We start from the raw sequence: 25358 nt of genomic DNA on the forward strand, positions 1-25358 counted from the left end.
CTATCCGAAGCCGCAGGTCGTGCCGATGTGCGGGCTCGGCGGGCGAGGCGGCCGCGCAGTTCCTACCCTCGGAACATGAGTGCCACCGCGGAGGCCTCCCCGCCCACGGCGACGACCGGCCCGGCACGGCCGCCCCGACACGGCCCGATGAGCAAGGTGCCGGAGGCCTTCGGGACCTTCTTCGGCGCCCTGGGACTGCTGTGCGTCCTGCTGGCCCTGATCCGGCCCCTGCGCGTGCTGCTGCTTCCCCTGGTCCGCGTCCTCGACCTGCTCACCGTCCCGGTCAGCGACAACCTCGCCTACGCCGCCTTCCTCTTCCTCCTCGCCGCCGCGACCGCCGCCCGCAAGAAGATCGCCTGGTGGCTCGTCGTCAGCTGTCTCGGCCTCGTGGTCCTCGCCGACGTCGCCGGCGTGGCAATGGGCCTGTACGCCGAGTCCGTCGGCTCCCTCGTCGTCTGCTCCCTCGCGCTGGCCCTGCTCATCGTCGCCCGCCGGGAGTTCTACGCCGCCTCCCGCCGCGCCGCCGTCCGCCGGGCCCTGCTCGTCCTGCTCGCCGGGCTGGTCCTCGGCATCGCCGTCGGCTGGGGGCTGGTGGAGCTCTTCCCCGGCACGCTGCCCGACACCCAGAGCCTGGCGTGGGCCGCCAACCACGTCTGCGGCGGCCTGGTCTCCGGTCACTCCTTCGACGGCCGCCCGCCGCGCGCCCTGTTCTTCCTGCTCGGCCTGTTCGGCGCCCTCGCCCTGCTCAACGCCGCCGCCACCCTGTTCCGTTCGCAGCGCATGGAATCCGCCCTGCACGGCGACGAGGAGGCCCGCATCCGCGCCCTGCTCAGGGCCTACGGCGAGGAGGACTCACTCGGCTACTTCGCCACCCGCCGCGACAAGGCCGTCGTCTTCTCGCCCAGCGGCAAGGCGGCCGTCACCTACCGCGTCGAGGCCGGCGTCTGCCTGGCCAGCGGCGACCCCGTGGGCGACCGGGAGGCCTGGCCGCACGCCGTGGCCGCCTGGCTGGACGTGGCCCGCCGGCACGCCTGGGCGCCCGCCGTGATGGGCGCCTCGGAGGACGGCGCCCGGGCCTTCGGGCGCTCGGGACTCGGCGCCCTGCAACTCGGCGACGAGGCGATCCTGCACGTCGCCGACTTCGACCTCGACGGCCGTGACATGCGGGTGACCCGGCAGGCCGTGCACCGGGTGCGCCGCGCCGGCGCCCAGTGCCGCATCCGCCGCCACGCCACCCTCACCGACGAGGAGATGGAGGAGATCGTCGACCGGGCGGACGCCTGGCGCGACACCGAGACCGAGCGCGGTTTCTCCATGGCCCTGGACCGTCTCGGCGACCCGGCGGACGGCGACTGCCTCCTGGTGGAGGCGCTGGGCGAGGACGGCCGCCTGCTGGCCCTGCTGTCCTTCGTGCCCTGGGGCCGCGACGGCGTGTCCCTGGACCTGATGCGCCGTGACCGCGCCGCACCCAACGGCGTCATGGAGTTCATGGTCGCCGAACTGTGCGCCGCCGCGCCGAAGCTGGGGGTGCGCCGCGTCTCGCTGAACTTCGCCGTCTTCCGCTCGGCCTTCGAGGAGGGCGCCCGCATCGGTGCCGGGCCCGTGCTGCGGCTGTGGCGGCGCCTGCTGCTGTTCTTCTCCAAGTGGTGGCAGCTGGAGGCCCTGTACCGGTCCAACGCCAAGTACCGCCCGCAGTGGTACCCGCGCTTCATCTGCTACGGCGACGCCGGCTCCCTCGCCCGCATCGGCCTGGCCTCCGGGATCGCCGAAGGCTTCGTCTCCGTGCCGTCCCTGCGCAAGCTCTGGGGAAAGGGGCACCCAAGGGGCGCGGACAGGCCGGCCACCACCGAGGGCCTGCCGTCGCTGTCGGCGCTCGGCCTCGCCGGAGGGGACGAGGCCGGGCCCGGCAGTCCGCAGGCCGCCCTGCCCGAACAGGTCCGCGTCCGGCTGCGCACCCTGGAGCGGCTGCGCGCGGAGGGCGTCGACCCCTACCCGGTCGGCATCCCCCCGCTCACCCACGCCCTCGCCGACGTCCGCGCGGGCGACCAGGTCACCGTCGCCGGCCGGATCATGCGGGTACGGGACTTCGGCGGCATCGTCTTCGCCGTGCTGCGCGACTGGTCGGGCGACCGGCAACTCGCCCTGACCCGCGACCGCTGCGGGCCCGCCCTCGACCGCTTCACCGCCGACACCGACATCGGCGACCACATCACCGCCACGGGCACGGCGGGCGTGAGCGACCGGGGCGAGCCGACGGTCTTCGTCACCGGCTGGCGGCTCATCGGCAAGTGCCTGCGCCCGCTGCCGGACAAGCGCCACGGCCTGGCCGACCCCGAGGCCAGGGTCCGCATGCGCCACGTCGACCTGATCTCCAGCCCCGAGGCCCGCGCGGTGATCCGGGCCCGCTCCACCGCGGTGCAGGCGCTGCGCCAGGGCCTGCTGGAGCGCGGCTACCTCGAGGTCGAGACGCCGATGCTGCAGCAGATCCACGGCGGTGCCAACGCCCGCCCCTTCACCACCCACATCAACGCCTACGACCTCGACCTGTACCTGCGCATCGCGCCCGAGCTGTATCTGAAGCGGCTGTGCGTGGGCGGCCTGGAGAAGGTCTTCGAACTCGGCCGCACCTTCCGCAACGAGGGCGTCTCCTACAAGCACAATCCCGAGTTCACCATGCTGGAGGCCTACCAGGCGTTCGCCGACTACGACGTCATGCTCGGCCTCACCCGCGAACTCGTCCAGGGCGCCGCCACGGCCGTCTTCGGCTCACCCGTCGCCCGCAAGGACGGCGAGGAGTACGACATCTCGGGCACCTGGCCGGTCAAGACGGTCCACGGCGCGATCTCGGAGGCCCTGGGGGAGGAGATCGACGCCGGCACGGAGCTGCCGCGGCTGCGCCGGCTGTGCGACCGCGCGGGCGTGCCGTACACCGCCGACGACGGGCGCGGCGACGTCGTCCTGGAGATGTACGAGCGCCTGGTCGAGGAGAGGACGCGGCGGCCCACCTTCTACAAGGACTTCCCCACCGAGGTCTCCCCGCTCACCCGGCAGCACCGCGCCGACCCGCGCCTGGCCGAGCGCTGGGACCTGGTGGCCTTCGGCACGGAGCTGGGCACCGCCTACTCCGAGCTGACCGACCCGGTGGAACAGCGCCGCCGGCTGACCGCCCAGTCCCTGCGGGCCGCCGGCGGCGATCCGGAGGCGATGGAACTGGACGAGGACTTCCTCGGCGCCCTGGAGTACGCGATGCCGCCCACCGGGGGCCTGGGCATCGGTGTCGACCGCCTCGTCATGTTCCTCACGGGCCTGACGATCCGCGAAACACTGCCCTTCCCGCTGGTGCGCCGCCGCTGACGGCTGCCGCCGGCCGCACCCGCCCCCGACACGCCGTCGTTGGTCCGGCTGCTTGCTCCGGGCGGGTGCTTTCCGGGCGCCGCTGCCGTGTCGGTGACGGCGCCGGGCGCCGGCTCGGGCGACTGATGAGTCATGAAGACGGATCAGTTGCTCACGCGGCGCCAGGTGTTGGTCGCCGGCGCCGCCGCTCTGGGCCTCGCGGGCGGTGCCGCCGGGCTGGCGCTGGGCGGGGGAGCGGGACAGCCGGCGGCTCCGGCTCCCGGACCCGGGGTGGGCGCCGCCCGCAAGCCGTCCACGTACCGTCTGCGGCCGCTGACCGGATACGGCGGACCGCTCCGCGCGGCGCCCGCCCCGACCGCCGTACGGCACGAGCCGTTCCTGCGGCTGCCCGTGCACGGCCGCACCATGGTGCTGACCTTCGACGACGGGCCCGACCCCCGCTACACCCCGCGCATCCTGGACACGCTCGCCGCGTACGACGTGCGGGCCACGTTCTTCGTGTGCGGGGAGATGGCCGTCGACAACCAGGACCTGCTGGCCCGGATGGCCGACGACGGGCACCTGGTGGGCAACCACACCTGGAGCCACCCGCTGCTGACCCGGCTGAAGCGCTCCCGGATCCGCTCCGAGATGGAGCGCACCAGCGACGTCATCGAGAAGGCGTACGGGGAACCGCCCCAGTGGTTCCGCGCGCCCTACGGGGTCTGGAACCGCGCCACGTTCCAACTCGGCGCCGAGATGGGCATGGAGCCCCTCGCCTGGACCGTCGACACCCGCGACTGGGCCAGGCCCGGCACCCGCACCATCGTCCGCAGGGTCGAGCACGGCGCCGCCCCCGGGGTCGTGGTGCTCTCGCACGACGCCGGGGGCAACCGCTCGCAGACCGTCCGCGCCCTGCACAAGTGGCTGCCGCATCTGCTGGACTCCGGCTACCACTTCACCGTGCCGAGACGTCGCCCCACGTGAGGGTGCCGGTGCGGCGCCGGGCACCGCCGCCGTGACCGCCGGCCCGGCCGGGGAACTCCTACCGCACCTCGACCAGGCGGGCGAAGACGACGACATTGCCGTCGTAGCCGTTCTTCTTGGAGAAACCGCCGCCGCAGGTGATGACCCGCAATTCCGGGCTGCCCTTGGAGGCGTAGACGCGGTCGCCGGGGAAGTTCTTCTTTTCGAAGACCTGGATGCCGTAGATCTCGAACACGGCCGTCTTCCCGTCCTTGCGGGCGACTTCGATGTGATTTCCCTTTTTCAGGGCCCCGAGGTTGTAGAACACGGCCGGGCCCTGTTTGTTGTCGACATGCCCCACCACGACCGCGGTGCCCTTCTCGCCCGGGGTGACGCCACCGGTGAACCAGCCCGCCAGGTTGGGGTCCTCGGGAGGCGGCGCCGCGACCCAGCCGTCCGCGTCGAGGCCGACCGGCAGCACCGGTGCGTCGACCCGGATCGTGGGGATGCGGACCCGGTCGGGCAGGGCGTAGGGCAGGGGCTGGACGTCGTTCGCCGGGGTGCCGGGGACCCGGCTGTCCGCCGCCGCGGCGGTGGCGGGCTGCGGCGGGCCGACGTCGAACTCGCCCGAGCCGTTGCGGATGAGGGCGAGGCCGGTCAGCAGGACGAGCGCTATGACGCCCCACGGAGCACGCTTCTTCCGCCGCTCCTCCTCTTCGGCCAGTTCGGCCAGCTCCGACGCAGACATTCGTCACCCCTCTCGACGCGGCCGTCGCCGGGTCGTTCGCGCATACGACCACGCTAAATGCCGAGTGTGCGACCGGCGACGGGGGCAGGCGCGAACGGGTGGCCCGGACACCTTCGGTGCGCCATCCGAGTTGCCACCGACACGAAATTTCCAATGCTCCGGTGACCTGCGGCGATAGAGGAATGCGCGGTGATCGCCCGGCGTGTCGTCTCACCGATACGGACCATTTCCCGCCGTCGCCGAAATGCGGGCGCGTCCGGGGCATCTGAGGGTCTTTCTGGGAGGCGCTTCCTCGCCGACAGACCGGGGACGGGCCCCGGGGTGCCTTCCGCGGAGGATCACATGAGTACTCATCGTGCCCTGGCGGTCTCCGCCGCCGCGGTCGCCGCCCTCGGGCTGGCCGCACCGGCGGCCGAGGCCGACGGCATGAACATCAACCCGAGCAACATCGTCGCCCTGCCCAGCGTCATCGCCCGCGGCGGTCAGCTGACCATCACCGTCGACGGCTGCCCGGGCGGCGGCACGGCGACCTCGGACGCCTTCCGGAGCACACCGCTCACCCCGGTCAGGACCACCCAGACGGCCAAGGGCACGGCGACGGTCAACCGCAACGCGCGCAACGGCTCCCACAGCATCACCGTCAACTGCAACGGCAAGACGCTGACGAACCCGGCCGCCTTCACCGTCATCGGCGGCGTCCAGGGCGGTCTCGGCGGCGGCAGCTCCAGCGGTGCGACGCCGACCGACATGGCCATCGGCGGCGGGCTCGTGGCCGCGGCGGTCGTGGCCGGCGGGTTCTTCTGGCTGCGGCGCAGGTCCGAGCGGCGGATCTGACCTCCGCCTTGCGGGCCTTCCCCCTCTTCGCCACTTCGCCCCGGAACCGCTCTCGGGTTCCGGGGCGAAGACCTGTGCTGTCAGAACACCTGTGCCGGCAGGCGGCGTCCGGGCCTGCCGACGGGTCAGGCGCCGTTCTCGTCGCGGCGGCGCGAGAAGTGGTACGCGGCTGCGAGCGAGCCCGCGATGAGCGCCGCGCCCATCCCGATCTCCTTGAGGTCGAACCCGGCGATGCTGCCGCCCTCACCGGCCTGCACGCCCCGGTGGGGGGTGAGCGGGACCGGCCTGGGGTCGACCGGCACGGGTGTGGGGTGGCGCGGACGGCCGCCCGCGATGGTCAGATCCGTGGAACCGCTCGCGCCGTCACAGGTGAACGTCACCTTGTACATCGCGCCCGGCCTGGCGTCCCGGTCGACGACCGCTGTCCCCCAGGACTGCCTGGGCGGGATGACGACCGTGTCGAAGACCGCCGAGCGGACCGTGGCCGGCCCCTTGCAGTCGCCGTCGCGGTTCACGTGCAGGGAGACGTGGCCGCCGGCCGCGACGGTCGAGGGCAGCACGCTGAAGGCGAACGGCGTGATGCCGTGGTTGTCGTCCCTCGCGACGTCGCCAGCGACGGCGGCCGGTGCGGAGAGGGCGAGAGCGCCGGCGCCCAGCAGCGCGGCCGAAGCGACACGTATCGCGCGCATGGTGTTCCTCCGGTCCCGAGGAGCAGCCGCGGACTCTTTCCGCTGTCGGGAGAAATGCACCTCGATGACCGAAACGCTAGGAAGAGGAGTGCGTGCGCGCGATCGGTGTAGTGCGAATGGGGCACGCGTGTGGGCCACCCAGGGGACGGCGGCGGGGCGCGCGCGTCCCCGGGCGGCCTCCGGGGCGCGGGACGTCCTAGACGTGCGGGAAGAGGTGCAGATACGGGGAGAGCGAGGCGGTGATGCCGCGGGTGTAGGGCGCGTCGAAGTCCCAGATGAGGAACAGCAGGAAGGCGATCAGGGCGGAGAACAGCCCGGCGAGGACCAGCTCGCGCAGGGTGCGCCGGATCTGCAGCGCGAAGACCATGCCGATGGTGATCACGGCGCCGGCGAGCAGCCCGAACCACACCACGCCCGGCATGGTCGCCCCCATGGAGTCGGCCCGTGCGCTGCGCGCCTGGTCCGCCGCGGTGACCTGGTCCAGCAGCGGCTGGTAGGCCTGGCCCTCGAAGTCGGTCCTTGGCCGGTAGTCGGTGACGTCCGCGCGGACGCGGTCGAAGAGTGCGTCGCCGCGCGCGGTGAGATGCCCGTCGTCGGCCATCGTCCTCCACTCGGTGTGGACGACCTGTCCGACATACGCGTTGACATCCTCCCGGATCCGGTCGCGGACGTCGGCGGGATAGACCCGCACCCGCTCCGAGATCTCGTGCAGCGCGACGGCCTCCGCCTGCACATGGTCCTGGGCGGCACTGCGCCCCTCCCACACCCCGGCGATGGCCAGGCCCAGGACGATGGCGTACACGACGCCGATCCACATCGTCATGTACTCGATGACGTCCGGGGTCTCGCTGGTGTCCTCGTCGTCGGGGGCGGCCCGGTGCCGTACGAGGGTGACGATGACCACGACGCCGCAGGCGGCCAGCATCGCGAGGGTGAGAACAAGCCATTCCGGCAAGAGTTGCCTCCAGGGGTCAGCGCGCCCGCAGCGCGGCGACGGCGATCACGGCGGGAGCCGTGATGAGCAGGACGAAGACGATCGGTGAGGTGCTGTGGCGGCTCGGCCCGGTGCGCACCGGCGCCCGGTAGCGCGGGTAGGTCACGGGGGCCGCGGACGGACGGTGCGCGGACCGGACCGTCGGTGTCGGAGTGGGTGTCGGCGTCGGAGTGGGGGCCGGGGGCGGCGGGGGCGGGGGAGCCGGGCGCACGCTCGGCCGCGGTGGCGTGGGCCGCGGCGGCGGTGCGGGGGGAGGCGGCGGCTTGGGTTTCGGCGTGCGCGTCGGCGCGGGCCTCGGTTCGGGCGGTGCCGGAGTGGGGGTGGGAGCCGGTGCCGGCGGTGGTGTGGTGCACTGCGGCGGCAGCGGCCAGGGGAGGTCACCGGCGACCGCCACCGCCTGGATGCCGTCCGGGCCCGTCGAGGCGTAAGCGCAGGCGTCGGCCGTCGCCCGGCCGGCCGGCACCCCCACCAGCAGCCAGGTCAGCAGTGCCAGCGCCAACGCCCTTGTGATCGTGGTGGTTTGGGTCGTTTCGGGTCCATGCACGACGAAGATCATGAGCCTTGGCGGGGCGGGGCACGCCGGAGTGTGCCGGGATTGGCACGAACGAAGGATCAGGTTCCCGTGGCCGTTTGGCCGCTCCACGCTCGGCGGTCTGCCGGTGCGCACACGCGTGCGAGACGGCCTCCCGGGTCACAGGTTCCGGAAAGAAATTCGGGCGGCGGTTGAACACAACCGGTGGTCCCCTTCGTACCCATGGCCGTGCGGCGGCGCAGCAGGGCGCTGCAACACCCTTGTATGTGTGGGGAGTTGACGATGAAGACCTCCTGGCGGAGCGCCTCACTCGTGGCGAGCGCTGCGGCTGTGCTGGCGCTGACGACGGCGTGCGGTCAGGGAAGCAGCCCGTCGGTGGGCAGTCAGAACGTGGGCGCCACGGCCGCGGCGGGCGACTACGGCAGCGTCGGCGCCGGCGGGAGCGCGAGCGCCAGCCCCAGCAACGGCTACGGTGCCGACGGGCAGGCCCAGGCTCCGGCCGCGGGCAAGCTCACCGTCGCCCAGAGCGCCAAGTTCGGCGAGGTGCTGACCGACGGGGCGGGCAAGACGCTGTACCGCTTCGACGAGGACACCGCCGAGCCGCCGAAGTCGAGTTGTGACGGCGACTGCGCCAAGGTCTGGCCGCCGGTCCCCGCGGACGACGCCACGGCCGGCGCCGGCATCGACAAGACCCTGCTCGGCGAGGTGACCCGTGCCGACGGCTCCAAGCAGCTGACCATCGGCGGCTGGCCGGCGTACCGCTACGCGAAGGACGCCAAGGCCGGCGACGTCACCGGCCAGGGCGTGGGCGGCAAGTGGTACGCGCTCGCCCCCGACGGCAAGAAGGCCACCCAGGCGAACCTGCCCGGTCTGTCCGTGCGCACCGACCCCAAGCTCGGCAAGATCGTCGTCGACAAGAACGGCATGACGGTCTACCGCTTCGTGAAGGACGTGGCCTGGCCCAAGCCGATCTCCCACTGCACCGGCCCGTGCCTGGCGAAGTGGCCGGCGGTGAGCCCGGTGGCGTCCGGTGACACCAAGGGCATCGAGAAGAAGGGCCTGATGGGCTTCACCCGGCCCGACGGAGTCAGGCAGATGACCGTCGACTGCTGGCCCGCGTACACCTTCTCCGGCGACAAGGAGCCCGGGGACGTCAACGGCCAGGGCGTGGGCGGCACGTGGTACGCCATGTCGCCCGACGGAAAGCCGGTCGGCGCGCCGAAGAAGTAGGCGTCACCTCCCCAGGGTTGATCGCACCCGGACGCGCGCACGGCCCCGCGGCCCGCCCCCTCCGCACCGCACGGAGGGGGCGGGCCCTTCGGCGCGCCGCCGCGCGGTTGCCGGAGGGGGATGTCCCCTCCGGGAAGGCGCAGCACCGGGCGAATGTGGCAATTGCCTCAGGCAGTGACCGGGAACGGACGGTCAATTTCCGGTTCCGCTCGCCCTGTTGGCGGGCGATCAGTAGCCTCAGCTCGAACACCGGATCGCCTATGCCTTGGAGAGATAGATGGAACGTCCCGCCTGGGCCCCACGGAGCATCGACATCTCGGTGCCGAGTGTCTCGCGGATCTACGACTACTACCTGGGCGGTTCGCACAACTTCGAGGTCGACCGGGAGGCGGCCCGCAAGGCGATGGAGTTCATGCCGGGACTCCCGAAGATCATGCAGGCGAACCGGGCGTTCATGCGCCGCGCCGTGCGCTTCGCCCTCGACGAGGGCGTCGACCAGTTCCTGGACATCGGTTCGGGCATCCCCACCTTCGGGAACGTCCACGAGGTGGCCCAGTCGGCCCGGCCGGACGCCCGCGTGGTCTACGTCGACCACGACCCCGTCGCCGTCGCGCACAGCCAGGCGGTGCTCGACGGCAACGAGAACGCGGCCGTCACCGCCGCGGACCTCCGCAAGCCCCAGGAGATCCTCGCCAGTCCCGAGGTGCAGCGACTGATCGACCGGAATCGGCCAGTCGCGCTGCTTCTGGTTGCCATACTTCACTTCGTGGACGACGAGGACGACCCGTACGGGGCGGTTGCCGAACTGCGCGACGCGCTCGCGCCCGGCAGCCTGCTCGTCCTCACCCATGCCTCGTACGAGGGGATCCCGCTCCCGGCCGAGCAGGCCGCGGGCACGGTGGACGTGTACAAGGACATCCGCAACCCGCTGATCATGCGTTCGCCTGACGCGATCGCGCGGTTCTTCGAGGGGTACGACATGGTGGAACCGGGACTGGTGCCGATGCCGCGCTGGCGGCCGCAGACGGCGCCCGAGGACGAGGATCCCTACGCCTTCTCCGGGTTCGCCGGCGTAGGACGTACGGCGTGAACGCGGAACCGGACGGGCCCGAGGGCAGACTGCGCAGGTTCGCGACGATCTGGAGCCGGGCGGTCTTCCCGGTGACCTCCACGTCGCTGACCCGGCCGGAGCTCGAGGAGCAACTCCTGCCGCTGGCCCGTCGGCTGAGTGACGCGCTGCACACCCGCGCGCTCGACGCGGAGGAGGGCCGGGCGGTCGGCACCGCCCTGGTCGCCGCGCACTGCACCGACCCCGAGGCGCTGACCCGCACGCTGGACTGCGTCGACGCCTACCTGGTGCTCTACTGCGGCGAGGAGGGCGACCCGGAGGAACTGCGGGCGCGCTGCGCCCGGTTGCAGCACACCATGGCCGCCGGGTTCGCGCAGGCGCTGCGCGAGCGGACGCGGGCCGAGCAGGAGGCGATCTCCGCGGCCGCGCTGAAGGCGCAGGGCGTGGTGGCCCAGGCGCTGCACGCGACCGAGGCACGCTTCCGCGCGGTCTTCGAGGGCGCGGCCATAGGAATCGGCATCGCGGACCTGGAGGGCAACATCCTCCAGGTCAACGGCGCCCTGCTGCGCATGTTCGGGGTGTCGGAACCGAACCTGCACGCCCGCAACGTCAGGGCCTGGACCCACCCCGAGGACGCGCCCCAGACCTGGACGCTCTACGACGAGCTCGTCCGCGGCGAGCGCGACCACTACCACCTCGAGAAGGCGTTCTACCGGCCTGACGGAACGGTCCTGTGGACCAACCTCACGGTCTCCCTGCTGCGGGACGCCGACGGCGATCCGCAGTACCAGCTCGCCCTCATGGAGGACACCACCGAGCGGCGGCTGCTCAACCTCCGGCTGCGCTACGAGGCCACCCACGACGCGCTCACCGGCCTGCCCAACCGCACCTTCTTCTTCGAACGCCTGGAGAAGGCCCTGGGCGCCGGGCCGGGCCAGCGCTTCGGCCTGTGCTACCTCGACCTCGACGGCTTCAAGACGGTCAACGACAGCCTCGGCCACGCCGCCGGCGACCGGCTGCTGGTGGAGGTCGCCGACCGGCTGCAGGCCTGCGCGACCGCGCCCGGGGAGATGGTCGCGCGGCTCGGCGGCGACGAGTTCGTCGCACTGACCACCGGCCCCGACACCGAGCGCGAGGTCGACGAGCTCGCCGCCCGCATCATGAACGCGCTGCTCGCCCCGATCAGCATCGACGGCCGGGAGCTGACCGTGCGCGGCAGCATCGGCGTCGTCGAGGGCCCGGCGGGCGAGCGCAGCCCGGCGGAGGTGCTGCGCAGCGCCGACATCACCATGTACCGGGCCAAGTCGGCGGGCGGCAACCGCTTCGAGCTCGCCGACGAGGAGGCCGACGCCCGCGCCATCACCCGGCACGGCCTGACCACCGCGCTGCCTGCGGCCCTGGACCGGGGCGAGTTCTTCATCGAGTACCAGCCGCTGGTGCACCTCGGCGACGGCAGTGTGCGCGGCGCCGAGGCCCTGGTGCGCTGGCTGCACCCGCAGCACGGGGTGCTCGGCCCGGACCGTTTCATCCCGCTCGCCGAACACACCGGCCTGATCGTGCCGCTCGGCCGCTGGGTGCTGGAGCAGTCGGTGCGCCAGGCCCGCGAGTGGCGCGAGCGGGACCAGGACGCGGGACCGCTGCGCATCAACGTCAACCTCTCGCCCTGCCAGCTCACTCACCCGGGCCTGGTGCAGGACACCGTCGACATCCTGGAGCGCGCGGGCGTCGCACCCGACGCGCTGTGCCTTGAGGTCACCGAGTCGGCCCTCATCGGCGCCGACGACGACCTGCTCAAGCCGCTGCGCCGGCTCGCCGAGATGGGTGTCGACATCGCCCTGGACGACTTCGGCACCGGCTACTCGAACCTGGCCAACCTGCGCCGCCTGCCGGTGAGCGTCCTGAAGCTGGACCGCTCCTTCACCCAGAGCATGCAGCAGTTCCCGGCGGACCCCGTCGACCTCAAGATCGTCGAAGGGATCGTCTCGCTCGCCCACTCCCTGGACCTCGCGGTGACGGTCGAGGGAGTGGAGACCGGGGCCCAGGCCGAGCAGCTGCGGATACTGGGCTGCGACACGGCCCAGGGCTGGTACTACGCCCGCCCGGGCCCGCCGGACCGGCTGCACGAGCTGGCGCTGGTGGACGCGACGGGCTGACGGACCGCAGGCGGGCGGCGGTGAGGGGCCGGACGACCGGGCATCCGGCCCCAAGCGTGCTAAGCGCGGCGGTGGTCGGAGTCGTGGTGTTGTCCAAGTCGAGGACGGGCCGGGAGCCAGGCTCTACACTCGCGATGTGTCGATCATCACGTTGGCCGAAGTCGACGCGGTGGACGAGGTCGGGCCCAAAGCCCTGAGCCTCGCCCTGCTCGCGCGCCAGGGACTTCCCGTTCCCCCAGGATTCTGCGTCACCCAACCCCAGCTCGCGGCCCTGGAGGCGCCACGCTTCACAGCCGAACTCGACCAGGCACTTGGGCGGTTGGGCTGCTCGGTACTCGCTGTGCGCTCCTCGGCCGCGGACGAAGACGGCTCGGCGCGCTCCTACGCTGGTGTCTTCACCTCGGTTGTGGGCGTCAGGGGCGTCGTGGACGACGTGTGCGAGGCGCTGCGCGCGGTTCGGGCGTCGGCGCACTCGGACTCGGCCGTGGCCTACCGTTCGATGCTGGGACTGCGCCACGACGTCCGGATGGCGGCCATCGTGCAGGAGATGATCGACGCGGAGGCATCCGGCGTCCTGTTCACCGTGCACCCCGTCACAGGGGCCCCGGTCTTCCTCGTGGAGTCGGCGTGGGGCCTCGGTCAGAGCACGGTCGCCGGAGGCGCGAGCTCCGACCGCTTCACGCTGGACCGGACGGGCCGGGTCATGGAGCGGGAGAACGCGGACAAGAAGCGGATGGTACGGGCCGCGGTCGGTGGCGGGACAGCGATCGTGCCCGTGCCGGCCGAGCGGCGAGGGGTTCCGTCGCTCACCCCCGGGCAACTGGAAGAGCTGGCGAAGGCCGGTGCCCGGTGCGAGGCGCTGCTGGGTGGCCCCCAGGACATCGAGTGGGCCTTCACCGGCGGCCGCTTGCGCATCTTGCAGAGCCGCCCTGTCACCGTGTGAGATTTCCGGTTGTCCTGTTGCCAAGAGAAGGCAGTGAAACGGATGCGTGTTCCCGCCATCGACGTCTACACGACCTTCCGCTGCAACATGCGCTGCGGCCACTGCTTCGTCGGAGAGCTCCTCGACACGGCTGCCGATCTTGACTGGGACGCACTGTGCGCCTTCCTGGAGACGGCGAGAACCGAGTGGTCATCCGAGGAGGTGGCGTTCCTCGGTGGGGAACCGAGCCTGTACCCGCATATCGGCCGCGCCATCGCCAGGGCGCAAGAGCTGGGATTCCGCGTCCGACTTGTCTCGAACGGCGGCCTCTCGTTAGGTAGGCTCCTGGAGGAGCGTCGCGACGACGCACCGTTCGCGGTGACGGTGAGCGTGGACGGCGATTCGTCGGCTGTCCACGACGGCATCCGCAGGCCGCGGTCGTTCGAGCGGGCGCTGCGCAGCCTTGAGGCCGTGCGGCAAGCAGGCCACGAGGCCGCGGCCATCGTGTCCATCGGTACGCACAACCTGCAGCGGGCGCTGCCGACACTGGTACTGCTCGATGAGCTCAAGCTCCACCACATCAACGTGCACTACGTCTCCAACCGGGGCTATGCGGCACGCCAGCCGGTCATTTCGGCACGCCGTTGGATGGCTCTGCGCCAGGAAATGAAAAAGCTGGGGCTCACCACTCCCGTCCGTGTCGACCGAGGCTTCACCTCCCGGGCGTCGCTTTCGGGTTGTGCCGTGGAAAAGGACAGCGAGTTGCTGCTCTTTCCGGATGGCAGAGTATTTCAGTGCCCCATGTTTCTGGGTATGGCTGACGGGCATTCCTTCACCTGGGACGGGACCGACCTGAAACGGAATCCAAATTTTCTGCTGCGGCGCACCGAAGGCACGCAGGAGCGGGAGTTCAAGCACTGCCCCGCCATGCGGATCGTCAACGCTCCACTGTGTGAGGAGTCCGAGAGGGTCGGACAGCATGTGGCGTGCATCTTTGACAAGGTGACGCTTCCAGCCGCGGGAATGTATGTGCCTTCCATCCAATGAGGAGATGATGAGATGACGCGCCCTTCACCTCAAGAATATTTTCGCAGCCATTCCGCCTTGGCGGACTGGCTGGCCGTTGCGCGCCCGGACAGTCGGGAGGCGATCCTCAACGAGGACTCCACCCGTTCGAGTCGGCTTCGATTTCTGCATGAGCGCATGGGTCTTCCCATCCTCCACGTGGTGCCCTTTTCCGGGCAGCAGGTCGCGGAACGCGCGCCGGAGTTCGAGGAATTCCTTCGGACCGCCCGGGGCGCCTACGCCGTACGGTCCTTCCATCGCGGTACTGAGACGGTGGTGCGTAACCGCAACCTACCGGTGGACGAACTCCTCCAGTGGCTTGAGTCGAAGGTCAGTGACCTCTCGGACTGTGACATCGAATTCACTCCGCACATGCCGAACGAGTGGGCCACTATTTTTGTCGTGACCCTCAGTGGCATCATTGGAGAAGTGGTGCGCGGTAGTCTGCGGCAGCTCACTCAGGGGGATTACACGGCGGCGACACCGAGCATCTTCACGCATAATTTCGATGCTGAGTGGAGTGTGGTGCCACCGCAGGCCAAGTATCAGGAGATCGCAGCCTCCGTGGTCCAGCACACGCGTGTGGCCGCATCCGCGCAGCTTGAACTGAGCCGCAGCCTCGGCTGCTCGTTCACACGCGGCGGTTATATGGAGGGGTACTACGAGGCTGTGGTCGGACCCAGTGCGGATATCCGCTTCATCGACTTCAACATCGCGATGGGTAGGCGCCTGGAGGCCTCGTACCTGGACCTCATCCGGGCCCAGCAGGCCACCGAGCAGACAGAGGTCCAGGGCGTGACCGCCAGCCGGGGGCACGCGGTCGGGGTGGCTCGCGTCCTCCTCCAGCGGGAGGCCGACCTGCTGGATCTCGCGGACGGCGAGGTGCTGGTGTGCTCGGAGCCGACCCCGGACATGATTCCCCTGCTCGCCAAGGCGGCGGCGGTGGTGTCCGATCGCGGCGGACTGCTGAGCCACTGCTCCGTGGTGTGCCGGGAGATGGCAATTCCCTGTGTCATCGGCACGGTCAACGCGACGGAGATGATTCAGAGCGGGCAGTGTGTGACTGTGGACGCCGATTCAGGCATCATCCGGACGACGTGAAGGGAGGCGTCGCCATGCATCTGTGCAACATCTCCGAGATCGGCTCGCTCATGAGGTCCGGCGATCTGTTTATAGAGGGCGGCCATGAATTTCTGGACGAGCACCGCATAGCCCTCCACATGGCCGAACTGCACGAGGTGGTCGGCGATGTCGACCTGCGGGCACCTCAGCACGCCGTCCTCAAGCAGATTCCGCTGCCCGCGGCCCGGCTAGACCCGGGTTCGTTCTATCTCGGCATCACTCGTGAACGTTTCTCGCTCGGCATGGGGCTCGTGGCGTCTCTGCACACGCGCTCCCGCTTCGCCCGTATAGGGCTTGAAACGCTTCAGTCGTCGAACTTCGTTGTCCCTGGCTTCGGAAATGCAGGGCCCGCGCCGATCATATTCGAGATAACGGTACGTCGGCCTACATCTCATCTGGCGGCCGGTGAAGCGTACTGCTTCGCGAACATCTATCGCATCATGTATCCCCGCAACGAACCGAACCTAAAGGATTACAACAACAGATTCCCGATGCTCAACGGTGGCCGTGCGTGACAAGAGGGGGAGGGTATGGCGTCGTATCAGGGTGTGTGGGAGCCGGGTGTGTTTGCCGGGCAGACGTTCATAGGCGTTGACTTCTCCAGCAGATGTCTGGTGGGGGCTGATTTCTCCGGCGCCATATGCAAGGACTGTGACTTCTCGGACAGCGATCTGAGTATGGCCAACTTCTCCGGAGCGGACCTCTACCGCTGTAATTTCGTGCGGTCCGTCCTCTATGCGGTCGAGCTCGACGGTGCGAATCTTACGCGGGCCGATTTTCGGGGGGCATTCACCTACGGATGGCTGCTTAATTCCTCGGCGAACGTGACGTACGCAAAGCTGCTCGACTTCGGAGTGGAGTCCCGCCGCCGATCGGTGACCTTCTCGGTGGACATCGAGCACAACGTCCGCGACGTACCCTTCGGCCAGGTTATCCAGGACACGAAGGACCTGTGTCTGCGTAGTTATCAGGTCGGTGGCTACGGGTTCACGTTCGACGAACTGGACCCGCAGGAAGCCGCATTGCAGCGCTCGCAGATCTACAACCGGCTCAAGCGTCTGTACCGGGAGAACCACAATGGACAGGCGGCGGTGCACTGCCAGTACAACGAGCGCTACTACCTGACCCGGTCCTTCTACCGATACAGCGCGCTGACCGGTGGCCAGTACCGCGACCAGATCGTGCGCACGATCATCCGCACCGGCTTCGCGTACACTGCCGAGTTCCTGAGCGGGTACGGCGTGCGCCCGCTGCGCATCCTGCGGAATCTTGGGCTCCTCTTCCTCGCTTTCTGGCTGACCGCGTGCCTCGTGTCCATCTTCACGAGTGGCAGCGGGGTGATCTACCAGGCGCCCCGGCCTGCGGCGGCTGTCAGAGGATCCGTCTCCCCTGCCTCCGCGCAACCACGGGTGCGGAACGTCAGCACAGACCTCGGAAAGGGCGAAAGCGACGTCGGTCGGCTGGCGCAGTACTCCTCGCTCGGGATGGTCAGTCCGGAGGTGAACCAGTTCACGCCTTACGGCGTGATGATCCCGGTTTCGCTGCTCTACTTCGCCCTGTCCGCCTGCCTGCTGGCGCTGTTGTTCTCGGCGGTGTTCCTGCGCCTGCTCAGTGAGTGACAGTCGGAGAACCGTTGGAGGCCTGTCACCGTTCCAGCAGCATGCGCTGCAGCTCCCGGGCCGCGCGCGGCGGTGCCACGTCGCTGCGGTGCGCCAGCGCGATCGTCCGGTGCAGCCCGGGCCGGGCCAGCGCGGTCACCCGCAGCCCGCGGCCCGAGCGGGTGGCCACCATGCGCGGCACGACCGCCAGTCCGAGCCCCGCCCGGACGAAGCCCAGCACCGCGTCCATCTCCCCGCCCTCCACCGCGAGGTCCGGCTCGAAGCCCTCGGCGCGGCAGGCGGCCACGGTCAGCTCGCGCAGGTCGTAGCCGTGCCGGAACATCACCAGGCGTTCGCCCTCCAGGTCGGCGACGCGCACCGTGCGCCGGCCCGGACCGCCCGGCGCGGGTGTCTCCGGCGAGGACACCACGACCAGGTCCTCGCGCAGCAGTTCCACCGTGGTCAGCGCCGGGGACGGCGTCGGCAGTGGCAGGACGACCAGGGCGAGGTCGAGGGCGCCGCGGGCGAGTTCCCGTACGAGATCGTGCGAGCCGCCCTCCTCGATCAGCAGCCGGATGCCGGGGTAGCGGTCGTGGAAGGCGCGCAGCACGTCCGGCAGCAGGCCCGTGCACACGCTCGGCGTCGCGCCCAGCCGGACCCGGCCGCTGCGCAGCTGCGCCAGCTCCTGCACCTCGTGCCGGGCCGTGTCCGCGTCGGCCAGGATGCGCCGGGCCAGCGGCAGCAGTGCCTCGCCCGCGTCGGTGAGCGTGATGTTGCCGCGCGCCCGCAGGAACAGATCGGCCCCCAGCTCCCGCTCCAGCGCCTTGATCTGCTGGGACAGGGACGGCTGGGCCACGTGCACGAGGTCCGCGGCGCGGGTGAAGTGCCGCGTCTCGGCGACCGCCACGAAGTACTGGAGTTGCTGGAACTGCACCGCTCCACGATAGCCGATGCCTATGGAATCAAGCTGGACCATGTCTTGGACCGATCGGGTCGTTCGGCCCTAGCGTCGTGTCCCATGGCTCTGGCAACGCGGACGGACCGACGACCGTCCATGGCGCGCACGGTGTGGGACAGCTCCGTCGGCAAGAAGACGGTGATGGCCGTCAGCGGCGTGATCATGCTGCTGTACCTGGTCGCCCATGTGATCGGCAACCTGAAGATCTTCTTCGGAGCGGGGGAGTTCAACCACTACGCGCACTGGCTGCGCACCGTCGGTGAGCCCTTCATGCACTACGAGTGGACGCTGTGGCTGATCCGCGTCGTGCTCGTCGTCGCGGTCGTGGCGCACGCGGTCTCCGCCTACCAGCTCAGCCGCCGCGGCATCAAGGCCCGGCCCAGCAGGTACGCGCACAAGAGGCCCCGGGCCGACTACGCCACGCGCACCATGCGCTGGGGCGGCGTCATCCTCGGCCTGTTCATCGTGTGGCACATCCTCGACCTGACCACGGGAACCGTGCACTCCGGCGGATTCCAGGCGGGCCACCCGTACCAGAACGTCGTGGACACCTTCTCCACCTGGTACGGCGACGTCATCTACATCGTCGCGATGCTCGCCCTCGGCCTGCACGTCCGGCACGGCTTCTGGAGCGCGGCCCAGACCCTCGGCGTGGGCAGCCGCACCCGCGACCGCGCCCTGAAGACCTGCGCCAACGTCCTCGCACTGCTGCTCACGGCCGGCTTCGTCGCCGTCCCCGTGGGCGTGATGACCGGAGTGGTGAGCTGAACATGCCTGCTGACTACGTGGACTACACGACCGGCGAGCCCGTCGCCGACACCAAGGCACCCGCCGGCCCCATCAACGAGCGCTGGGACAGGCGCCGGTTCGAGGCCAAGCTGGTCAACCCGGCCAACCGGCGCAAGCACACCGTGATCGTGGTGGGCACCGGCCTGGCCGGCGGCTCCGCGGGCGCCACCCTCGCCGAACAGGGCTACCACGTCGTGCAGTTCTGCTACCAGGACTCCCCGCGCCGCGCCCACTCCATCGCCGCCCAGGGCGGCATCAACGCCGCGAAGAACTACCGCAACGACGGCGACTCCGTCCACCGGCTCTTCTACGACACCGTCAAGGGCGGCGACTTCCGGGCGCGCGAGTCCAACGTGCACCGGCTCGCCCAGATCTCGGTGGAGATCATCGACCAGTGCGTGGCGCAGGGCGTGCCCTTCGCCCGCGAGTACGGCGGCCTGCTCGACACCCGCTCCTTCGGCGGCGTCCAGGTCTCCCGCACCTTCTACGCCCGCGGCCAGACGGGCCAGCAGCTGCTCCTCGGCGCCTACCAGGCGCTGTCCCGGCAGATCGCCGCCGGGAACGTGGAGATGCACCCGCGCACCGAGATGCTCGACCTGGTCGTCGTCGACGGCAAGGCCCGCGGCATCGTCGCCCGCGACCTGATCACCGGCAAGATCTCCACCTACTTCGCGGACGCCGTCGTCCTGGCGTCCGGCGGCTACGGCAACGTCTTCTACCTGTCGACGAACGCCATGAACTCCAACGCCACCGCGATCTGGCGGGCCCACCGGCGCGGCGCGTACTTCGCCAACCCCTGCTTCACCCAGATCCACCCGACCTGCATCCCGCGCACCGGCGACCACCAGTCGAAGCTGACGCTGATGAGCGAGTCGCTGCGCAACGACGGCCGCATCTGGGTGCCCAGGGCGAAGGGCGACGACCGCCCGCCGAACCAGATCCCCGAGGACGAGCGCGACTACTACCTGGAGCGCATCTACCCCTCCTTCGGCAACCTGGTCCCGCGCGACATCGCCTCCCGCGCCGCGAAGAACGTCTGCGACGAGGGCCGCGGCGTGGGCCCCGGCGGGCAGGGCGTCTACCTGGACTTCGCCGACGCCATCGAGCGCATGGGACGGGCGGCCGTCGAGGCCAGGTACGGCAACCTCTTCGACATGTACCAGCGGATCACCGACGAGGATCCGTACCAGGTGCCCATGCGCATCTACCCGGCCGTGCACTACACGATGGGCGGGCTGTGGGTCGACTACGACCTGCAGACCACCGTCCCGGGCCTGTTCGCCATCGGCGAGGCCAACTTCTCCGACCACGGCGCGAACCGGCTCGGCGCCTCCGCGCTGATGCAGGGCCTGGCCGACGGCTACTTCGTGCTGCCGGCGACGATCAACGACTACCTCGCCCGCAACCCGCACACCGTCGAGGTCGACGCCACGCACCCGGCCGCCGTCGAGACGGTCCGCGAGACCGAGGAGCGCCTCGCCGGGCTGCTCGCGGTCGACGGCGACCGCACCCCCGACTCCTTCCACCGCGAGGTCGGCGAACTCATGTGGGAGTTCTGCGGCATGGCCCGCACCGACAGCGGACTGCGCAAGGCGCTGGAGCGCATCCCGCAGATCCGCGAGGAGTTCTGGCGGCGCATCAAGGTCCCCGGCACCGGCGAGGAGTTCAACCAGTCGCTGGAGAAGGCCAACCGCGTCGTCGACTACCTCGAACTCGCCGAGCTGATGTGCCTCGACGCACTGCACCGCACCGAGTCCTGCGGCGGCCACTTCCGCGAGGAGTCGCAGACCCCGGACGGCGAAGCGGCCCGTGACGACGAGCGGTTCGCCTACGCGGCCGCCTGGGAGTTCACCGGCACCGGCGAGGCTCCCGCCCTGCACAAGGAAGACCTGGTCTTCGAGTACGTCCACCCCACCCAGCGGAGCTACGCATGAAGCTCACCCTGCGCGTCTGGCGGCAGAAGAACGCCGACGCCGACGGCACCATGTCCACGTACGAGGTGGACGGCATCTCCGCCGACATGTCCTTCCTGGAGATGCTCGACACCCTCAACGAGGAGCTCATCCTCAAGGGCGAGGACCCGGTCGCCTTCGACCACGACTGCCGCGAGGGGATCTGCGGCGCGTGCTCGCTCGTCATCAACGGCGACGCGCACGGCCCGGAACGCACCACCACCTGCCAGCTGCACATGCGGTCCTTCGAGGACGGCGACACCATCGACATCGAGCCCTGGCGCGCCTCCGCCTTCCCGGTGATCAAGGACCTGGTCGTCGACCGCTCGGCCTTCGACCGGATCATCCAGTCCGGCGGCTACATCACCGCGCCCACCGGCGCCGCACCGGAGGCCCACGCCACCCCCGTACCCAAGCCGGACGCCGACTTCGCCTTCGAGCACGCGGAGTGCATCGGCTGCGGCGCGTGCGTGGCGGCCTGCCCGAACGGCGCGGCGATGCTGTTCACCTCCGCCAAGATCAACCACCTGAACACGCTGCCGCAGGGCGCGCCCGAACGCGAGACCCGCGTCCTGGACATGGTGGCCCAGATGGACGAAGAGGGCTTCGGCGGCTGCACGCTGACCGGGGAGTGCGCCACGGCCTGCCCCAAGGGCATTCCGCTGATGTCCATCACCAGCATGAACAAGGAGTGGCTGCGGGCGACCCGCAAGGTGGCCAAGCGCTGAGCGTCCCGCCGTGAGCGCCGCGGTCGCCGCCCGGCGGCTGCCGGCGCCGGCACGGCCGGTCGCACGCTCAGGAGACGTCCGCCGACAGGGCGGACGGGCGGGGCCGGGAGTGGTGCTCCCCGGCCCCGCCCCGCATGCGCGGGGTCGGTGGGCTTCGCGCACGACGGGAACCGGACACGGGCCGGCCGACGAGCAGTGAGTGCGGCTGGAAGCCGTCGACCGAGCCGTTCAGCAAGCTCACACCCCTCCTCTTAGCGCCGGTCACTCGAAGGTCAGTCGGCATCGGAAGAACAGGGGCGGCGGATCGCAGCACACCGCTCCGCCGCCCCCACCTCGCCGCCCCGGCCCGTGACCAGGAGTGAGCCATGACCGGCGTACCCACGCTCGACCGTCCCCCGCGGCCCGCCGCGCCCACCCGCTACAGCGTCGCCCTCGCCCGCGACGAGGCCGACGTGCGCGCCGCGCAGCGGCTGCGGCACGACGTCTTCGCCGGGGAGATGGGCGCCCTGCTGACCACCTCGCAGCCCGGCCACGACATCGACCCCTTCGACGCCCACTGCGACCACCTGCTGGTGCGCGAGGAGATGAGCGGCCAGGTCGTCGGCACCTACCGGCTGCTGCCGCCGGAGCGCGCTGCGATCGCCGGACGGCTGTACTCCGAGGGCGAGTTCGACCTCACCGCGCTCGACGCGATCCGGCCCGGCCTGGTCGAGGTCGGCCGCTCCTGCGTCCACCCCGACCACCGCGACGGCACCGTCATCGGCCTGATCTGGGCCGGCATCGCCCGCTACATGGTCGACCGCGGCCACGAGTGGCTGGCCGGCTGCTGCTCCGTCCCGCTCGCCGACGGCGGCCGGCTCGCCTCCGCGACCTGGGACCGGGTGCGCGCCGCGCACCTGGCCCCTCAGGAGTACCGGGTACGTCCGCTGCTGCCCTGGGTCCCGGGCACGGCCGCTCCGGCCGCGAACACCGAACTCCCCGCCCTGCTGCGCGGCTACCTGCGCCTGGGCGCCTGGGTGTGCGCGGAACCCGCCCACGATCCGGACTTCGGGGTCGCCGACCTGTACGTGCTGCTGTCGATGCGCCGGGTCGACCCGCGCTATCTGCGGCACTTCCTCTCGCTCGTGCCGGCCTGATGAGCGTCTGGCAGCCCAGCGCGCCCTGCACCCCGGGGGCGTGCATAGAGGCGACGGGGTCCGCCTCGGCCGTACCGCGCGCCGTGCTGCGTATGGGGGCGGTCGTGATGCTGATGCTCGCCGGGATCGTGCTGTCGCCGCTTGGCGGGAGGATCCCCGCCGAACTGGTGAGGCGGTGGTGCCGGTGGATCGTACGGGCCGCAGGGGTCCGGGTCCGCATCACCGGCGCCACCGCGCCCGCCGGCGGCCTGCTGCTGGTCGCCAACCACATCTCCTGGCTGGACGTCCCGCTGCTCGCCGCCGTCCGCCCGGCCCGCATGCTCGCCAAGTCCGACATCCGCGGCTGGCCCGTGGCCGGCCCGCTGACGGCGCGCAGCGGCGCGCTGTTCATCGACCGGACCCGGCTGCGCGCCCTGCCGCGGACGGTCGCCCAGATCGCGGACGCGCTGCGCCGCGGGCAGGCCGTCGGCGTCTTCCCCGAGGGCAGCACCTGGTGCGGACGGGCCCAGGGCACCTTCAGGCGGGCCGCCTTCCAGGCCGCACTCGACGCGGGCGTCCCCGTCCAGCCGGTCCGCCTGCGCTACCGGATCGAGGGCGGCACGCCCAGCACGGTGCCGGCCTTCATCGGCGACGACTCGCTGCTGACGTCGGTGTGGCGGGTGCTGACGGCGCGGGGGCTGGTGGCCGAGGTCGAGGTGCGCGAGGTCATCGCGCCGGGCACGCACGGCGACCGGCGGGCGCTGGCGCGGGCCGCTCAGCCGGCGACGGAGGGTCGACCGGGCCGGATCCACGCCGCGCCGGCGGTCCGGACCGCTCCGGAATCCTTGTCGCCGGGTGCCCCCTCCGGCCGGCTCGCTGCCGCCCGGGCCCGGTGACGCGGCGGTCCCGCGGCCCGCTCCGGCCGCGTGCCGCGGGGGCGCCCGGCAGGTGTTCCGGTTGCCGACCCCCGTGCCCCGGGGTGCAATGAGGCTGTGGCCCGACGGCCGCTGCCGGCGGCGCGGGTGCTGCCCCGTCCCCGCTCGGCACCGCTCGAGGCGGGAGGCAGCGATGACGTTCCCTGATCCCGGTTCCCGCCCCGCGGGGCACACCCGGTGGCCGCGGCTCGCCTGGGTCATGGTGCCGACGCTGCTGGTCTCGGCGGTCCTCCTGGCGGCGGTCGGCACGGGCACCCTCCCCGTCTCGCTCGCGGTCTCCGCGCAGTCCATGGTGATTTCCGGACAGAACCTCAAGATCTCCGCGGACCGGCTGCAGGGCACCGGGTTCACCCAGTACGTCGGGACGGACCGGTCGAAGTCCAAGGCGTACCCGGAGGCCATCGCGGGCATCGACTCGGCCGACCTGTACAACCTCTGCCAGTCGATGGTCGTCCGCCTCCCCGTGGTCGGCGAGACCACGCTGCGGATCGGTGCCGGCGGGGGCGGCAAGCCCGCGCACGCGGACCATCTCGTCGTCCACACCGACGACCTCGGCGGTGACGCCGTGTTCAGCAACATCACCATCGGTCAGGACGCCTCGACCTTCAAGAACGGCCCCGATGGCGTGGCGGGGATCTTCGGGCAGCGGGCCGACACCGTACGCATCGATCACCTGCGGCAGTCGACCCGAGAGGTGACGGCGGCGACCTTCCGGCTCACGGGCCTGCACCTGGGCGTGAAGGCCGGGGCCAAGCCCTGCTACTGAACGGCCCTCCCCCTCCCTCGGGGCCGAACGGATGAAAGTGTCCGGCCATTGGGGTATCCCTGCGGTTCCCGACGTCACGAGCGAGTCCCGCGGGAGTTGGCGATGCATACCGCCCGAGACTCGGGCGTCGGGGTGTCCCGGCCCGGCGGGCCGGCCCCGAATGGCTGACGGGGAGAGGGATGACAAGCATCGCCCACAGTTCCGCCGAGACCGCCGTGAGCTCACGTCCGACCGGCCACACCCGATGGCGGCGCCTGGCCGTGGCCATGGTGCCCACCCTGCTGGCGTCCGCCGCGCTGTGCACGGCGATGGCGCGTGGCGCCCTGGCCGCGTCCTTCGGAGTGTCACCCAACTCGTTCACGGTGTCCGGCCAGAGCTTCCAGATCGGAGCCAGCACGCTCGAGGGACGCGGGTTCGTCCAGTTCGGCGTGGTGGACCGGGGCGCGCACGCCTCGTACCCGGAGGCGCTCTCCGGGATCCGGGACGCGAAGCTGTACGACCTGTGCCAGTCCGTCGTACAGGACGTGCCCCTCTTCGGGCCCGTCACCCTGCGGCTGACCTCGGGCAGCGGGGGGAATCCCGCGCGCGCCCGGCGGCTCGTCGCGGACAGCCACGACCTGCAGGGTGACGCGCTCTTCCACAACATCAACATCGGCCAGGACGCCGCGACCGTGCAGGGGGTGCCGGGTGTGCACGGCGAGCCCGGCGGCTTCGGTGAGCAGGCCGACACCGTACGCATCGACGATCTGCGGCAGCGGACACGTTCGGTGAGCGCGGCGACGTTCCGGCTGCCGGGACTCCACCTGAGCGTGAAGGTCGGCGACCACTCGTGTTTCTGACGCCGTCTCACGCAAACCACA

At 71.0% G+C, this 25358-nt stretch carries 24 protein-coding genes; 18 read left to right on the forward strand and 6 right to left on the reverse strand.

Features of this window, described 5'->3' with window-relative positions:
• The first annotated feature begins 75 nt into the window (after positions 1-75).
• Together lysX and ACJ9NR_RS33355 are read left to right on the forward strand one after the other, a co-directional pair.
• The gene (gene lysX / locus ACJ9NR_RS33350) at positions 76-3354 is read left to right on the forward strand and encodes a bifunctional lysylphosphatidylglycerol synthetase/lysine--tRNA ligase LysX (protein ID WP_412490958.1); all 3279 of its coding nucleotides are present in this window, start codon (positions 76-78) and stop codon (positions 3352-3354) included.
• A 132-nt stretch (positions 3355-3486) separates the two neighbouring features.
• Positions 3487-4320 (forward strand): polysaccharide deacetylase family protein, encoded by an 834-nt coding sequence (locus ACJ9NR_RS33355; RefSeq protein WP_412490957.1) that lies wholly within the window; start codon positions 3487-3489, stop codon positions 4318-4320.
• A gap of 58 nt (positions 4321-4378) precedes the next feature.
• On the opposite strand, the gene ACJ9NR_RS33360 is transcribed toward ACJ9NR_RS33355, so the two are convergent.
• A complete protein-coding gene (locus tag ACJ9NR_RS33360) occupies positions 4379-5047 on the reverse strand; it encodes a class F sortase (RefSeq protein ID WP_412490956.1) in 669 nt (222 codons plus the stop codon).
• Between the two features lie 342 nt (positions 5048-5389).
• On the opposite strand from ACJ9NR_RS33360, the gene ACJ9NR_RS33365 reads away from it, so the two are divergent.
• Positions 5390-5881, forward strand: a complete 492-nt coding sequence (locus ACJ9NR_RS33365; protein WP_412490955.1) for a hypothetical protein — start codon at positions 5390-5392, stop codon at positions 5879-5881.
• Between the two features lie 125 nt (positions 5882-6006).
• Here ACJ9NR_RS33365 and ACJ9NR_RS33370 read toward each other — a convergent pair whose 3' ends face one another.
• From ACJ9NR_RS33370 to ACJ9NR_RS33380, 3 genes are all read right to left on the reverse strand, one after another.
• Positions 6007-6570 carry a hypothetical protein gene (locus ACJ9NR_RS33370; protein ID WP_412490954.1) on the reverse strand — a complete coding sequence of 188 codons (564 nt, stop codon included), beginning with the start codon at positions 6568-6570 and terminating at the stop codon, positions 6007-6009.
• Between the two features lie 196 nt (positions 6571-6766).
• A complete protein-coding gene (locus ACJ9NR_RS33375; protein WP_412490953.1) occupies positions 6767-7525 on the reverse strand; it encodes a bestrophin-like domain in 759 nt (252 codons plus the stop codon).
• A gap of 16 nt (positions 7526-7541) precedes the next feature.
• Positions 7542-7670, reverse strand: coding sequence for a hypothetical protein (locus ACJ9NR_RS33380; RefSeq protein WP_412490952.1), 129 nt, complete (start codon positions 7668-7670; stop codon positions 7542-7544).
• A gap of 708 nt (positions 7671-8378) precedes the next feature.
• On the opposite strand from ACJ9NR_RS33380, the gene ACJ9NR_RS33385 reads away from it, so the two are divergent.
• The 8 genes from ACJ9NR_RS33385 to ACJ9NR_RS33420 all read left to right on the forward strand — a co-directional run bounded on the left by ACJ9NR_RS33385 (position 8379) and on the right by ACJ9NR_RS33420 (position 17276).
• Positions 8379-9326: an SCO0930 family lipoprotein gene (locus tag ACJ9NR_RS33385; RefSeq protein WP_412490951.1), complete on the forward strand. Its 948-nt coding sequence runs from the start codon at positions 8379-8381 to the stop codon at positions 9324-9326.
• A 277-nt stretch (positions 9327-9603) separates the two neighbouring features.
• A complete protein-coding gene (locus ACJ9NR_RS33390; RefSeq protein ID WP_412490950.1) occupies positions 9604-10416 on the forward strand; it encodes an SAM-dependent methyltransferase in 813 nt (270 codons plus the stop codon).
• Positions 10413-12548 (forward strand): putative bifunctional diguanylate cyclase/phosphodiesterase, encoded by a 2136-nt coding sequence (locus ACJ9NR_RS33395; RefSeq protein ID WP_412490949.1) that lies wholly within the window; start codon positions 10413-10415, stop codon positions 12546-12548. Before ACJ9NR_RS33390 ends, ACJ9NR_RS33395 begins: the two co-directional genes overlap by 4 nt.
• 136 nt (positions 12549-12684) lie before the next feature.
• The gene (locus ACJ9NR_RS33400) at positions 12685-13491 is read left to right on the forward strand and encodes a PEP/pyruvate-binding domain-containing protein (RefSeq protein ID WP_412490948.1); all 807 of its coding nucleotides are present in this window, start codon (positions 12685-12687) and stop codon (positions 13489-13491) included.
• Between the two features lie 42 nt (positions 13492-13533).
• Positions 13534-14517 carry a radical SAM protein gene (locus ACJ9NR_RS33405; RefSeq protein ID WP_412491841.1) on the forward strand — a complete coding sequence of 328 codons (984 nt, stop codon included), beginning with the start codon at positions 13534-13536 and terminating at the stop codon, positions 14515-14517.
• 12 nt (positions 14518-14529) lie between these two features.
• Positions 14530-15636, forward strand: a complete 1107-nt coding sequence (locus ACJ9NR_RS33410) for a PEP-utilizing enzyme (RefSeq protein ID WP_412490947.1) — start codon at positions 14530-14532, stop codon at positions 15634-15636.
• Between the two features lie 14 nt (positions 15637-15650).
• Positions 15651-16172 carry a dCTP deaminase domain-containing protein gene (locus tag ACJ9NR_RS33415; RefSeq protein ID WP_412490946.1) on the forward strand — a complete coding sequence of 174 codons (522 nt, stop codon included), beginning with the start codon at positions 15651-15653 and terminating at the stop codon, positions 16170-16172.
• A gap of 15 nt (positions 16173-16187) precedes the next feature.
• Entirely contained in the window at positions 16188-17276 is a 1089-nt protein-coding gene (locus ACJ9NR_RS33420) for a pentapeptide repeat-containing protein (protein WP_412490945.1), read from the forward strand.
• Between the two features lie 25 nt (positions 17277-17301).
• Here ACJ9NR_RS33420 and ACJ9NR_RS33425 read toward each other — a convergent pair whose 3' ends face one another.
• Positions 17302-18189 (reverse strand): LysR family transcriptional regulator, encoded by an 888-nt coding sequence (locus ACJ9NR_RS33425; protein WP_412490944.1) that lies wholly within the window; start codon positions 18187-18189, stop codon positions 17302-17304.
• A 120-nt stretch (positions 18190-18309) separates the two neighbouring features.
• Here ACJ9NR_RS33425 and ACJ9NR_RS33430 point away from each other — a divergent pair, with 120 nt between their 5' ends.
• From ACJ9NR_RS33430 to ACJ9NR_RS33440, 3 genes are read left to right on the forward strand one after another with little or no spacing between them, the layout of a single operon-like run.
• The gene (locus ACJ9NR_RS33430) at positions 18310-18981 is read left to right on the forward strand and encodes a succinate dehydrogenase (protein WP_412491840.1); all 672 of its coding nucleotides are present in this window, start codon (positions 18310-18312) and stop codon (positions 18979-18981) included.
• Between the two features lie 2 nt (positions 18982-18983).
• Positions 18984-20936, forward strand: a complete 1953-nt coding sequence (locus ACJ9NR_RS33435) for a fumarate reductase/succinate dehydrogenase flavoprotein subunit (RefSeq protein ID WP_412490943.1) — start codon at positions 18984-18986, stop codon at positions 20934-20936.
• Positions 20933-21682: a succinate dehydrogenase/fumarate reductase iron-sulfur subunit gene (locus tag ACJ9NR_RS33440; RefSeq protein ID WP_412490942.1), complete on the forward strand. Its 750-nt coding sequence runs from the start codon at positions 20933-20935 to the stop codon at positions 21680-21682. The genes ACJ9NR_RS33435 and ACJ9NR_RS33440 overlap by 4 nt, the downstream gene beginning before the upstream one ends.
• A 67-nt stretch (positions 21683-21749) precedes the next feature.
• Here ACJ9NR_RS33440 and ACJ9NR_RS33445 read toward each other — a convergent pair whose 3' ends face one another.
• Positions 21750-21923, reverse strand: a complete 174-nt coding sequence (locus ACJ9NR_RS33445; RefSeq protein WP_412490941.1) for a hypothetical protein — start codon at positions 21921-21923, stop codon at positions 21750-21752.
• Positions 21924-22047: 124 nt separating this feature from the next.
• Here ACJ9NR_RS33445 and ACJ9NR_RS33450 point away from each other — a divergent pair, with 124 nt between their 5' ends.
• From ACJ9NR_RS33450 to ACJ9NR_RS33465, 4 genes are all read left to right on the forward strand, one after another.
• Positions 22048-22818 (forward strand): GNAT family N-acetyltransferase, encoded by a 771-nt coding sequence (locus ACJ9NR_RS33450; RefSeq protein ID WP_412490940.1) that lies wholly within the window; start codon positions 22048-22050, stop codon positions 22816-22818.
• Positions 22818-23693 carry a lysophospholipid acyltransferase family protein gene (locus ACJ9NR_RS33455; RefSeq protein ID WP_412490939.1) on the forward strand — a complete coding sequence of 292 codons (876 nt, stop codon included), beginning with the start codon at positions 22818-22820 and terminating at the stop codon, positions 23691-23693. Before ACJ9NR_RS33450 ends, ACJ9NR_RS33455 begins: the two co-directional genes overlap by 1 nt.
• Before the next feature lie 172 nt (positions 23694-23865).
• On the forward strand, positions 23866-24498 hold the full coding sequence (locus tag ACJ9NR_RS33460; RefSeq protein WP_412490938.1) for a DUF6230 family protein: 633 nt from the start codon (positions 23866-23868) through the stop codon (positions 24496-24498).
• 179 nt (positions 24499-24677) lie between these two features.
• On the forward strand, positions 24678-25337 hold the full coding sequence (locus ACJ9NR_RS33465; RefSeq protein WP_412490937.1) for a DUF6230 family protein: 660 nt from the start codon (positions 24678-24680) through the stop codon (positions 25335-25337).
• Positions 25338-25358 lie beyond the last annotated feature (21 nt).

Source organism: Streptomyces sediminimaris (assembly GCF_047049295.1).
Taxonomy (GTDB): domain Bacteria; phylum Actinomycetota; class Actinomycetes; order Streptomycetales; family Streptomycetaceae; genus Streptomyces; species Streptomyces sediminimaris.

Excerpts from the sequence above, each read along its gene's own strand:
- ACJ9NR_RS33415 (WP_412490946.1), top strand. The coding sequence starts at position 15,651 with ATGCATCTGTGCAACATCTCCGAGATCGGCTCGCTCATGAGGTCCGGC.
- ACJ9NR_RS33365 (WP_412490955.1), top strand. The coding sequence starts at position 5,390 with ATGAGTACTCATCGTGCCCTGGCGGTCTCCGCCGCCGCGGTCGCCGCC.
- ACJ9NR_RS33430 (WP_412491840.1), top strand. The coding sequence starts at position 18,310 with ATGGCGCGCACGGTGTGGGACAGCTCCGTCGGCAAGAAGACGGTGATG.
- ACJ9NR_RS33390 (WP_412490950.1), top strand. The coding sequence starts at position 9,604 with ATGGAACGTCCCGCCTGGGCCCCACGGAGCATCGACATCTCGGTGCCG.
- ACJ9NR_RS33460 (WP_412490938.1), top strand. The coding sequence starts at position 23,866 with ATGACGTTCCCTGATCCCGGTTCCCGCCCCGCGGGGCACACCCGGTGG.
- ACJ9NR_RS33355 (WP_412490957.1), top strand. The coding sequence starts at position 3,487 with ATGAAGACGGATCAGTTGCTCACGCGGCGCCAGGTGTTGGTCGCCGGC.
- ACJ9NR_RS33435 (WP_412490943.1), top strand. The coding sequence starts at position 18,984 with ATGCCTGCTGACTACGTGGACTACACGACCGGCGAGCCCGTCGCCGAC.
- ACJ9NR_RS33360 (WP_412490956.1), bottom strand. The coding sequence starts at position 5,047 with ATGTCTGCGTCGGAGCTGGCCGAACTGGCCGAAGAGGAGGAGCGGCGG.
- lysX (WP_412490958.1), top strand. The coding sequence starts at position 76 with ATGAGTGCCACCGCGGAGGCCTCCCCGCCCACGGCGACGACCGGCCCG.
- ACJ9NR_RS33440 (WP_412490942.1), top strand. The coding sequence starts at position 20,933 with ATGAAGCTCACCCTGCGCGTCTGGCGGCAGAAGAACGCCGACGCCGAC.
- ACJ9NR_RS33370 (WP_412490954.1), bottom strand. The coding sequence starts at position 6,570 with ATGCGCGCGATACGTGTCGCTTCGGCCGCGCTGCTGGGCGCCGGCGCT.
- ACJ9NR_RS33405 (WP_412491841.1), top strand. The coding sequence starts at position 13,534 with ATGCGTGTTCCCGCCATCGACGTCTACACGACCTTCCGCTGCAACATG.
- ACJ9NR_RS33410 (WP_412490947.1), top strand. The coding sequence starts at position 14,530 with ATGACGCGCCCTTCACCTCAAGAATATTTTCGCAGCCATTCCGCCTTG.
- ACJ9NR_RS33385 (WP_412490951.1), top strand. The coding sequence starts at position 8,379 with ATGAAGACCTCCTGGCGGAGCGCCTCACTCGTGGCGAGCGCTGCGGCT.
- ACJ9NR_RS33465 (WP_412490937.1), top strand. The coding sequence starts at position 24,678 with ATGACAAGCATCGCCCACAGTTCCGCCGAGACCGCCGTGAGCTCACGT.
- ACJ9NR_RS33420 (WP_412490945.1), top strand. The coding sequence starts at position 16,188 with ATGGCGTCGTATCAGGGTGTGTGGGAGCCGGGTGTGTTTGCCGGGCAG.
- ACJ9NR_RS33455 (WP_412490939.1), top strand. The coding sequence starts at position 22,818 with ATGAGCGTCTGGCAGCCCAGCGCGCCCTGCACCCCGGGGGCGTGCATA.
- ACJ9NR_RS33450 (WP_412490940.1), top strand. The coding sequence starts at position 22,048 with ATGACCGGCGTACCCACGCTCGACCGTCCCCCGCGGCCCGCCGCGCCC.